This window comes from Streptomyces sp. yr375 (genome assembly GCF_900110755.1).
GTDB lineage: Bacteria > Actinomycetota > Actinomycetes > Streptomycetales > Streptomycetaceae > Streptomyces.
The window spans coordinates 133,531-143,556 of the sequence record NZ_FOFF01000019.1 but is presented as its reverse complement, the minus strand read 5'-3'; the positions used below and the strand labels follow the sequence as shown (position 1 = coordinate 143,556).

Sequence of the window (10,026 nt, the reverse complement as noted above, 5' to 3'; positions counted from 1 at the left end):
CGAGCGCTTCGGCGAGGGTCTCACGGGCTTCCTCGACCGTGCGGCGGGCCCGGCGGCCGGCTGCGTGGAGGGAGGAGGCGTTGCCGGTGATGCCCAGGTGCGCGGTGAGTGCCTCGACCGCCTCGGGAAGCATCGGGGTCGTCGCGGCGTGGTCGAGGTATGCCATGGTGGCGACGATTCTACGGGGCCGGGTAGTCGGCCTCGCCTCAAGGTGCCCGCGGTCGGCCCGCGGTCGGCCCGCGGTCGGCCCGCGGTCGGCCCGCGGTCGGCCCGCGGTCGGCCCGCGGTCGGCCCGCGGTCGGTCAGAAGCTCCAGGAGATCGTCGAGTCCGCCTGGATGAAGGCCGCCAGGACCAGGAGGTCGGCGATGCCCAGGGCCAGGCCGAGGTAGGCGCGGCCGGGGCGGGCCGTGCGCCGCCAGAGGGCGACCGAGGCCAGGGCGATGGCGATCGGGCCCAGGAAGAGATTGAGGACGAGCAGGCCCAGGAGGCCCAGGATGAAGGACGCGACGGCCATGCCGTCGGCGTCCCGGACGCCGGTGGGGCGGGTGGCGGTGGGGCGGGTTGCCGGGGCGGTGAATTGCATGGTCGCTCAGCTCCTGTCGGTTCCGTGGGTTCCGTCGGTTCCGTCGATGAACGGGCGGCGGTCGGTGGGTCGCGGTCAGTGGGTCGGGGTCTGGCGGCGGCGGTCGTGGCGCTCGCGGAGCGCGAAGATGCCGAGCCAGGCGGCGATCACGGCGGCGACGACGACGGTGAAGGCGAACGGCGCGTGGGCGACGGTGCCCATGACGACACCGAGCAGCAGCAGTGCGGCGACGAGGAACAGCATGGGATCGGATCCCCCTCCGTAAAGTCTGGGTGAACAGTTGTAGTAACACTTGTTCACTGACTTTGAAGTCTAACGCTCCGCACGACTTTCCAATTACGGAGAACAGTTGTTAACTGGATGACATGAGTCACACCTTCGGCATCAGGCAGGCCCAGAAGCAGAAGACCCGGCAGGCGCTGCTGGACGCGGCGTTGGGCCTGCTGGAGGAGCAGAGCCTGAGCAGCCTGGGCCTGCGCGAGGTCACCCGCGCCGTCGGTGTCGCACCCACCGCCTTCTACCGGCACTTCCGCTCGACCGCGGATCTGGGCGTGGCCCTCGTCGAAGAGGCGCTGGGCAGCCTGCACCCGATGATCCGGACCACCGTGACCACGGCCGACACCGGCGAGGAACGCATCACGCGGGCCGTCGAGTTGATCGCCGGCCATGTGAACGCCCAGCCCGCGCACGTCCGTTTCATCGCCCGCGAGCGGCACGGCGGGGTCCAGCCGGTGCGGGAGGCGATCCGGGAGCAACTGGGCCGGTTCGCCGAGGAGGTGAAGGCCGAGCTGGCCAAGGACGCGCAGGCGAAGGGCTGGAGCGACGACGACCTGCTGATGCTCTCGCACCTCTACGTCGACCAGATGCTCATCACGGCCTCGCTGTTCCTGGAGTCCCTGGAGGCCTCACCGGAGGAACGGGAGCGGATCAGCCGGCGCGCGACCCATCAGATGCGGCTCATCAGCATCGGCCGCCACCACTGGCTGGACTGAACGGAGACAAGAGGGGCGGCGCACCGGGAAACCCGGTGCGCCGCCCCTGTCGGTGAACCCGCCGATCAGCCCTGCTGCTGCGCCTGCTGCCCCTGGCCGCCGCTCTGGCCGCCGCCGCACCCGCCGCCGCCCTGGCCGCCGCCGGGGCCGCCCTGACCGCCGCCGCCGGGACCGCCGCTCGGGGCGCCGGACGGGACACCGGTCGGAGCACCCGTCGGCTGCCCGGAAGCGGCACCGGTCGGCGCACCCGAAGGAGCACCCGTGGGCGCTCCCGAGGGCGCTCCGCTGGGCATGCCCGAGGCGTTGCCGGACGGCGGCGAGCAGGACTGCTGGCTCGACGTGCCGCTGTTCGAGGAGGAGGACGAGGAGTCGCCCGAGCCGCAGGCCACCAGGGCGAGGGGCGAGAGCGCCAGCAGCGCCACCGCGGGGACGAGACGGACGGGCATCACGGCACGCTTCATGAGAAACAGCTCCAGGGACGGTGAGGAAGGCCTGAGGCAGGAACTCAACCAACGGCGCTTAGGGCTTCCTTGAGCCCCCTCTGTGCCCGGCCTGTCAATCAGGTCAAGCACCCCTCAAGAAACCTCGCTGACCTGGGAGTTCACCCAAAAGGCCCGGTGGGCGGGCTGGTACAGCTCCGTGACAGAAGAGGCCGCCGCCGGGCCCGGAGCCCCGGTCAGTCGAGCCTGACCCGCGCCAACTGCCGTGACTGCGCGACCAGTCGGTCCGCGCTGTCCCAGACCTCGGCGTCCTCCTCCAGGAAGCCGCCCGCGAGGTTGCGGGTGGTGATGGAGACGCGGAGCGGGCCGGGGGCCGGGCGGCAGCGGACGTGGACGGTCAGTTCGACCGTGGGGACCCAGCCGCTCAGGCCGATCTCGAAGGCGGTGGGCGGCAGGGCGTCCACGGCGAGCAGGAGGGCGAGCGGGTCGGAGTCGCGGCCGTCCTTCAGGCCGAACCAGGCGCGCATCTCGCCCTTGCCCGAGGGCTGTCCGAGCGCCCAGCCGAGCGTGGCGGGGTCCAGCTTGAGCAGCAGCCGGTCGACGATGGCGGAGCTGCCGTCGACCGGCACCGGTCCGTCCTCGGGGCCGAAGCACTGGTCGAGGGGCGGCAGCGCCGGGGGCTGCGCCGCCGTCCGGACGTCGTCGGGGAGCGCCCCGAGGTCGCCGTAGGAGGCGAGGACGCGGATCCGCTCGACCTCGACGCCGTCCTCGTCGTACTGGAAGAGGGAGGCCTGCCCGGTGGACAGGGTGCGGCCGGTGCGGACGACGTCCGTGCGGACGACCGCGGGGCCGGGCCGGGAGGCGGTGAGGTAGTGCGCCGAGATCGTGAACGGGTCGCGGTGCGGCAGGGCGTCCGCGAGCGCGCGGCCGAGGACGGCGAGGAGGTAGCCGCCGTTGACGGCGCTGATGATCGTCCAGCCGGCCGAGAGGTCGATGTCGTAGACGCCGGGCGCGCGCCGGGTGAGCGCGGTGTCGCGGTCGAACTCGCTGTCGCCGATGGTGGCCCGCCGGGCTGCCGTGGTCGCTGCTTCTGGCATGACCCGAACGGTACAACAGGTCATTACTAAGCGGTAGCTTTCCATCGTGGCGCAGGGCTCCCACGGGGCACCCCTGACATAAGATTTTCTTGAGGTTCCCTTGAGAGTCCTGCCATTTCTTGGTAAGGGTCCGAAATCGGCCGTAACCTCGACGCCCGTTTTCCCCTCTGCAAGGACATGAGCCTCACCGGGACTCCGTTCCTCTACACCCTGATCGCGCTGTCCGTCGTCGCCGTCGCGCTGCCGCTGCTGGCGTGGTCGCGGCTGCGCGGGCCGCGGATCCTGCGCGCCGCGGGCCGGGTACTGATGCTGATGTTCGCGCAGGGCACGGCCGTCGCCCTGGTGTTCGTCGTGGTCAACAACTCCAACGGCCTGTACGACACCTGGGCCGACCTGCTGGGCACCGGTACCCATGTACAGCAGGCCGCCGACCTGGGCGTCGACGGCACCGGCGGGATCGCGCTGGACCGACTGCCCAAGGTCACGCAGAAGTTCGTCCCGGCTCAAGGGCCGGGCCTGAACGCGGCCGGCGGGGTGCGCGTCACCGACCTCCAGGGCCGGGTCTCCGGCGTGAACGCCGAGGTCTACGTCTGGCTGCCGCCGCAGTACAACGAGCCGGCCTACGCGCACCGCGCCTTCCCCGTCGTCGAGCTGCTGCCGGGCTATCCGGGCTCCGCGAAGTCCTGGTACGGGACGCTGCACGTGCACGAGCAACTGGCGCCGCTGATGCGCTCGGGCCAGGTCGCGCCGTTCATCCTGGTCGCGCCGCGCACCACGCTGCTGCCGGGCGTGGACACCGGCTGCGCCAACGTGCCGGGCACCGTCAACGCCGACACCTGGCTGAGCATCGACGTGCCGCGGATGGTCAAGGACAACTTCCGGGTCCAGTCCGCGCCCAAGGGCTGGGCGGTCGCCGGGTACTCGGCGGGCGGGCACTGCGCGGCCAAGCTCGCCGTCGCCCACCCCGACCGCTACCGGGCGGCGGTGAGCCTGTCCGGGTACAGCGACCCGATGATCGAGCACAACTCGCTCGCCGCCCAGGACCCGGAGCTGCGCCGGGCGAACAACCCGTACCTGCTGCTGGGCAAGGCGGCCGTGCCGCCGCCGGTGGCGCTCTACCTCTCCGGCCAGCCGCACGACGGCTACGAGGCGGCCCTCGCCCTCCGGAAGGAGGCGAAGGCGCCGACGAGCGTGCACGTCGTCTACATCCCGAGCAGCGCGGGCGGCCACACCATGGCGCTGTGGCGGCCGCAGGTGGTGCCGGCGTTCCGCTGGCTGACGACCCAGCTCGGCCAGCAGGGCGCGAGCGGCGGCAGCGCAGGCGGCGGCCACGGGAAGGGCAAGGGGAAGGGGACTACTCCTCCCGGACCGTCGAACGACGGTTCCAGGCACGCGGCGCTCGCCAGTGGAAGCGCATCGCGAGCAACCGCAGAACGGAAGCGGTGACCGCGGCCACCCCGCTGGCCAGCGGCGTGAGCACGTCGTAGCGGATGCACAGCACCACCATGGTGGCGCCGACGATCGCCGGGACCGCGTACAGGTCGCGGTCCCAGCGCAGCAGCGAGGGCACCTCGTTGGCGAGCACGTCGCGCAGCACGCCGCCGCCGACGGCGGTCGCCATCCCCAGGGCGGCCGAGGCGGTGAGGCCGAGCCCGTGGGAGTACGCCTTCGTGGTGCCCGTGACGCAGAACAGGCCGAGGCCGGCCGCGTCGAAGACGTTCACGCCCGTCTGGATGCGCTCCACCTGAGGGTGGAGGAAGACGACCAGCAGGGCGGCGAGCAGCGGGGTGAGAAAGTACCCCAGGTCGGTGAAAGCGGCCGGGGGCACCGCCCCGATGACCAGGTCCCGGAACAGCCCTCCGCCCAGCGCGGTGACCTCGGCGAGCATGGCGATGCCGAACACGTCGAAGTTCTTGCGTACGGCCAGCAGCGCGCCGGAGATGGCGAACACGAAGATGCCGGCGAGGTCGAGCGTGTGCTGGACGGAGGGGCTGAATATTTGCTGGAACACCCTTACATTGTCACCCGGCGAAAGCCATGGACCTTACAAAGCCAGGCCGTACGCCCTTACAGGGACGGTTTCCCTGTGGTGAACAGCCAGGTGTGGAAGAGGTCGTCGAGCTGCTGCCCGGAGATCTGCTCGGCGAGGCGGACGAAGTCGGCGGTGTCCGCGTTGCCGTAGCGGTGCAGCCTGGTCCAGGTGGGGAGCAGCTTGAAGAAGGCGGCGTCGCCGATGCGCTCGCGCAGCATCTGGAGGGTCATCGCGCCGCGCTGGTAGACGGCGGAGGCGAACATGGTGTCGCGCTGCGGGTCGCCGACGGGCGTCTGCCAGAAGGCACTGTCGGCCGGGCGGGCGTTGTAGCCGGCCAGGAAGGAGGCGTGCGCGGACTGGGTGCCCTGGTGCTCGGCCCACAGCCACTGGGCGTAGGTGGCGAAGCCCTCGTTGAGCCAGATGTCCTTCCAGTGTGCCACCGACACCGAGTCGCCGAACCACTGGTGGGCCAGCTCGTGGACGATCGTCGTCTCGCTGCGGACGGCCGAGTACACCGGCTTGGACTGCACCTCCAGCGAGAACCCGGCCTCCGGCATGTCGTCGACGATCGCGCCGGTCTCCTCGAAGGGGTACGGGCCGAAGACCTGCGACCAGTAGTCGGTGGCGGCGGCCGTGACGGCGTACACGTCGACGTTGTTGCTGTTCGCGAGGACCGGGTCGATGGCGACGTAGATCGGGGTGCCGCCGGGGGTCGTCCCGGTCCGGACGTCGAACTTCCCGATCGTGGCGGTCGCGAGGTAGGTCGCCATCGGCTTCGACTCGCGCCAGTGCGTGTACGTCGAGTCGCCCTTGTCGTACGTCGAGACCAGCCGGCCGTTGGAGACGCCGGTGAGGCCCTTGGGGGCCTTGATCCGGATGTCGTAGGTGGCCTTGTCGGAGGGGTGGTCGCTGGAGGGGAACCAGGTGGAGGCGGCGTTGGGCTCGCAGGCGACGAAGACGCCGTCGGCGGTCTTCATCCACCCGTAGTCGGAACCGAACACGATGGGTCCGCCCAGGGGTTCGGGGACGCCGCCGTAGGTGACGGCGACCTCGAAGGTGCGGCCCTTGCGCAGCGCGTCGCGCGGGGTGATCCGGATCTCGTCGCCGACGCGGCTGAACTGCGCGCGTCTGCCGTCCACTTCGACCCGGGTGACCTCCAGTTTCTGCAGGTCCAGATCGAAGGACGACAGGTTCTGGGTGGCGCGGGCGGTGAGCGTCGTACGGCCGTCGAGGCGGTCGGTGTCCGGGTCGTAGGCGACGCTCAGGTCGTAATGGCGGGCGTCGAAGCCGCCGTTGCCGAGCTGCGGGAAGTAGGTGTCGCCGATGCCGTCCGCGCCGGGGGTGGGGGCGGGGGCGGCGGCGATGACGAGAAAAGAGGCCGCCGCTGTCGCGAGGGCCCCTAAACGCGCCGGTAAACGTGCCGAACGGGAGAGTGCCATGGGTCGTCCCTTCGAGCGTGTGCCGATCAGTCGGACACGGACGACCCTGCGCTCTCCCGTTCGGGCATGTGCATGACTTTGCCAACTCGTCATGCGTTACGTGCCGGTTGACTCCTGGCTGTCGCCGTCACCGTCACCGTCGCTGTCGCCGGCGGTCGGCTCCGCGAGGATCTCGTCCGGCACCAGTTCCGCCGCCTCCTTCGCGGCGGTCAGCAGGACGGTGTCCTGCGGGGCCTGGTCCGCGAAGTTCTCCGGGTGGTGGCAGGCGACCTGCTGGCCGGGCCGCAGCTCCACGAGCGCCGGCTCGGTCGTCTTGCAGATCTCCGTCGCCTTCCAGCACCGGGTGTGGAAACGGCAGCCGCTCGGCGGGGAGATCGGCGAGGGCACGTCGCCCTTGAGCAGGATCCGGTCGCTCTTGGCGTTCCTGCGCCGCGGGTCCGGGATCGGCACCGCGGACATGAGCGCCTTGGTGTACGGGTGCATCGGCGTCTTGTAGAGCAGGTCGCGGTCGGCCAGCTCCACGATCTTGCCGAGGTACATCACCGCGATCCGGTCCGAGACGTGCCGGACGACCGAGAGGTCGTGCGCGATGATCACGTACGTCAGGCCGAGCTCCTGCTGGAGGTCGTCCAGCAGGTTGACGACCTGCGCCTGGATCGACACGTCCAGCGCCGAGACCGGCTCGTCGGCCACGACCAGCTTCGGGTTCAGGGCGAGCGCGCGGGCGATGCCGATGCGCTGGCGCTGACCGCCGGAGAACTCGTGCGGGTAGCGGTTGTAGTGCTCGGGGTTGAGCCCCACGACCGACAGCAGCCGCTGCACTTCCTTCTTGATGCCGCCCTCGGGCTCGACGCCCTGGAGCTTGAAGGGAGCGCCGATGATCGTGCCGATGGTGTGGCGCGGGTTCAGCGACGAGTACGGGTCCTGGAAGATCATCTGCACGTCGCGGCGCAGCGGACGCATGCCGCTCACCCCGAGGTGCGTGATGTCCTTGCCCTGGAACTCGACCTTGCCGGCGGTCGGTTCGAGCAGCCGGGTGATCAGCCGGCCCATCGTGGACTTGCCGCAGCCGGACTCGCCCACGACGCCGAGGGTCTCACCGGCGCGGACCTCGAAGTCGATGCCGTCGACCGCGTGCACCGCGCCGACCTGCCGCTGGAGCAGGCCCTTCTTGATCGGGAAGTGCTTCTGCAGCCCGGTGACCTTCAGCAGGACCTCGCCGGGGGCGGCGTCCTTCGTGAGGGTCGCGCCCTGCTCCGTCGGAGCGTCGGCCTGCGCGGGAATGTTCACCGCTTTCTCGTCGTCACTCACAGCTTCGGCGCAATCTCTTCGGTCCAGATCCGCTCCCGCTGCTCCGTGCCCAGGTGGCAGGCGGCCCAGTGCCGGCTGCCGACCTCGGCCAGCTCGGGCCGGACGGTGCGGGTCACGTTGTCCTTCGGGAGGTCCGCGTACGGGCAGCGCGGGTTGAAGGCGCAGCCGGACGGGATGTTGATCAGCGAGGGCGGCGAGCCCTTGACCGGGATCAGGCGCTCCTGCTGCTCACGGTCCAGCCGCGGCATCGAGCCGAGCAGCCCCCAGGTGTAGGGGTGCCGGGGCTCGTAGAACACCTTGTCGGCCGGACCCCGCTCGACGCAGCGCCCGCCGTACATCACCAGGATGTCGTCGGCGAGTTCGGCGACGACGCCCAGGTCGTGGGTGATGACGACGACCGCGGAGCCGAACTCCTTCTGCAGGTCCCGGATGAGGTCGAGGATCTGCGCCTGGACGGTCACGTCCAGGGCGGTCGTCGGCTCGTCCGCGATCAGCAGCTCGGGGTTGTTGACCAGCGACATCGCGATCATCGCGCGCTGGCGCATACCGCCGGAGAACTCGTGCGGGTAGCTGTCGGCGCGCTTGTCGGGCTGCGGGATGCCGACCCGGTCGAGCATCTCGACCGCACGGCGCTTGGCGGTCTTCTTGTCGACGGGGTGGTGGATCCGGTACGCCTCCACGATCTGCTGGCCGATCGTGTAGTACGGGTGCAGCGCCGACAGCGGGTCCTGGAAGATCATCGCCATCTGCCGGCCGCGCAGCTTGCGCACGTGGTCCGGGTCGGCGGACAGCAGCTCGGTGCCGTCGAGCCAGATCTCGCCGGAGATCTGCGCCTTGCGCTTGCCGTACTGGCCGGCGGTGTGCAGGCCCATGATGCCGAGCGAGGTCACCGACTTGCCGGAGCCGGACTCGCCCACGATGCCGAGGGTCTTGCCCTTCTCCAACTGGAAGCTGAGCCCGTCGACGGACTTGACCAGGCCGTCGTCGGTCGGGAAGTGCACCTTGAGGTCGCGCACTTCGAGGAAGGAGGTCGGCGCGGGCGAGGCGGGGGTGGGCTCGCCCACGGCCGCTCCGCTCTTGCTGAGTTCGGTCACGAGAGCCTCACTCGGGGGTCGATCACGGCGTACAGGATGTCCACCACGAGGTTGGCGACGAGCACCGCGAGGGAAGTGATCAGGGTGACGCCCAGGATGATGGGCAGGTCCTGGTTCTTGATGGCGTTGAGCACCGCCTGGCCGAGACCGGGCAGGTTGAACGCCGTCTCGGTGAGGATCGCGCCGCCGATGAGGGCGCCGAGGTCCATCCCGAGCATGGTCAGCAGCGGGGTCATCGTGGAGCGCATGGCGTGCTTGCCGATGACGGTCTGCTCCTTGAGGCCCTTGGCGCGGGCGGTGCGGATGTAGTCCTCGCCGAGGATCTCCAGCATGGTGGCCCGGGTGATGCGGGCGTACATGGCCGCGTACAGGAAGGCGAGGGTGACCCACGGCAGGATCATCCCGCCGAACCAGCCGCTGAGACTGTCCTCCAGGGGCACGAACTGCCCGTCGAACAGGTTCAGTCCGTAGACGAAGACCGACAGGGCGAGCATGCCGGTGAAGTAGATCGGGAGGGAGACGCCCGAGAGCGCGATCACCATCGCGCCGCGGTCCCACAGGCTGCCCCGCTTGAGCGCGGAGAGCACACCCGCCGAGACACCGAAGATCAGCCACAGCACGGCGGCGCCGAGCGCGAGGGCCAGGGTCACCGGGAAGCGGTCGGTCAGCACCGGCCAGACGGCCTGCTCACTGCGGAAGGAGTAGCCGAAGCACGGAGCGGCACAGTGGATGCTGTCGCCGCCGCCCGTGTAGGTGCGCCCGGCGAAGATCCCCTTGAAGAACTCCCAGACCTGGGCGTAGATCGGGTCGCCCAGACCCAGCTTCTCCCGCACGCCCTCGACCGCGGCCGGGTCGGCCTGCTTGCCCACGAAGCTCAAGGCGATGTCGACGCCGGCCCACTTGGGGATGAGGAAGAAGATGCCGAAGACCACCATGACGATGACCACGAGCATCACTGCGGCGGCGAACAACCGCCTGATGAGATAAGCGAGCACAGCTCTCGGCCCGCCGCGGACCGCGGGCCACCGGAGGTCTTC

General features: G+C 70.3%; 12 protein-coding genes. 2 read left to right on the top strand and 10 right to left on the bottom strand.

Going from position 1 to position 10,026, the window contains the following annotated elements:
- The 3 genes from BMZ82_RS39515 to BMZ82_RS40770 all read right to left on the bottom strand — a co-directional run.
- On the bottom strand, nucleotides 1-166 hold a 166-nt coding region (locus BMZ82_RS39515; RefSeq protein WP_143098882.1), incomplete at its 3' end, for an aminotransferase class V-fold PLP-dependent enzyme.
- Nucleotides 167-302: 136 nt separating this feature from the next.
- The gene (locus BMZ82_RS20465) at nucleotides 303-584 is read right to left on the bottom strand and encodes a DUF4190 domain-containing protein (RefSeq protein ID WP_093777779.1); all 282 of its coding nucleotides are present in this window, start codon (nucleotides 582-584) and stop codon (nucleotides 303-305) included.
- A 75-nt stretch (nucleotides 585-659) separates the two neighbouring features.
- The gene (locus tag BMZ82_RS40770; RefSeq protein ID WP_093777777.1) at nucleotides 660-827 is read right to left on the bottom strand and encodes a hypothetical protein; all 168 of its coding nucleotides are present in this window, start codon (nucleotides 825-827) and stop codon (nucleotides 660-662) included.
- 122 nt (nucleotides 828-949) lie between these two features.
- On the opposite strand from BMZ82_RS40770, the gene BMZ82_RS20455 reads away from it, so the two are divergent.
- Nucleotides 950-1,576, top strand: coding sequence for a TetR family transcriptional regulator (locus BMZ82_RS20455; protein WP_093777775.1), 627 nt, complete (start codon nucleotides 950-952; stop codon nucleotides 1,574-1,576).
- A gap of 65 nt (nucleotides 1,577-1,641) precedes the next feature.
- Here the strand turns inward: BMZ82_RS20455 and BMZ82_RS20450 are convergent, their stop codons facing one another.
- Together BMZ82_RS20450 and BMZ82_RS20445 are read right to left on the bottom strand one after the other, a co-directional pair.
- A complete protein-coding gene (locus BMZ82_RS20450; protein ID WP_093777773.1) occupies nucleotides 1,642-2,037 on the bottom strand; it encodes a hypothetical protein in 396 nt (131 codons plus the stop codon).
- 215 nt (nucleotides 2,038-2,252) lie between these two features.
- Nucleotides 2,253-3,113 carry a thioesterase family protein gene (locus BMZ82_RS20445; RefSeq protein ID WP_093777771.1) on the bottom strand — a complete coding sequence of 287 codons (861 nt, stop codon included), beginning with the start codon at nucleotides 3,111-3,113 and terminating at the stop codon, nucleotides 2,253-2,255.
- A gap of 177 nt (nucleotides 3,114-3,290) precedes the next feature.
- On the opposite strand from BMZ82_RS20445, the gene BMZ82_RS20440 reads away from it, so the two are divergent.
- On the top strand, nucleotides 3,291-4,559 hold the full coding sequence (locus BMZ82_RS20440) for an alpha/beta hydrolase (RefSeq protein ID WP_093777769.1): 1,269 nt from the start codon (nucleotides 3,291-3,293) through the stop codon (nucleotides 4,557-4,559).
- Here BMZ82_RS20440 and BMZ82_RS20435 read toward each other — a convergent pair.
- The 5 genes from BMZ82_RS20435 to BMZ82_RS20415 all read right to left on the bottom strand — a co-directional run bounded on the left by BMZ82_RS20435 (nucleotide 4,468) and on the right by BMZ82_RS20415 (nucleotide 9,984).
- Nucleotides 4,468-5,124, bottom strand: a complete 657-nt coding sequence (locus tag BMZ82_RS20435; protein WP_093777767.1) for a trimeric intracellular cation channel family protein — start codon at nucleotides 5,122-5,124, stop codon at nucleotides 4,468-4,470. The two genes, BMZ82_RS20440 and BMZ82_RS20435, sit on opposite strands and share 92 nt — an antisense overlap.
- Before the next feature lie 56 nt (nucleotides 5,125-5,180).
- Entirely contained in the window at nucleotides 5,181-6,584 is a 1,404-nt protein-coding gene (locus BMZ82_RS20430) for a M1 family metallopeptidase (protein WP_093777765.1), read from the bottom strand.
- 96 nt (nucleotides 6,585-6,680) lie between these two features.
- Entirely contained in the window at nucleotides 6,681-7,895 is a 1,215-nt protein-coding gene (locus BMZ82_RS20425) for an ABC transporter ATP-binding protein (protein WP_093777763.1), read from the bottom strand.
- Nucleotides 7,892-8,989, bottom strand: a complete 1,098-nt coding sequence (locus BMZ82_RS20420) for an ABC transporter ATP-binding protein (RefSeq protein WP_093777761.1) — start codon at nucleotides 8,987-8,989, stop codon at nucleotides 7,892-7,894. Before BMZ82_RS20420 ends, BMZ82_RS20425 begins: the two co-directional genes overlap by 4 nt.
- Nucleotides 8,986-9,984, bottom strand: a complete 999-nt coding sequence (locus BMZ82_RS20415) for an ABC transporter permease (protein ID WP_093777759.1) — start codon at nucleotides 9,982-9,984, stop codon at nucleotides 8,986-8,988. The genes BMZ82_RS20420 and BMZ82_RS20415 overlap by 4 nt, the downstream gene beginning before the upstream one ends.
- Between the last annotated feature and the right edge of the window lie 42 nt (nucleotides 9,985-10,026).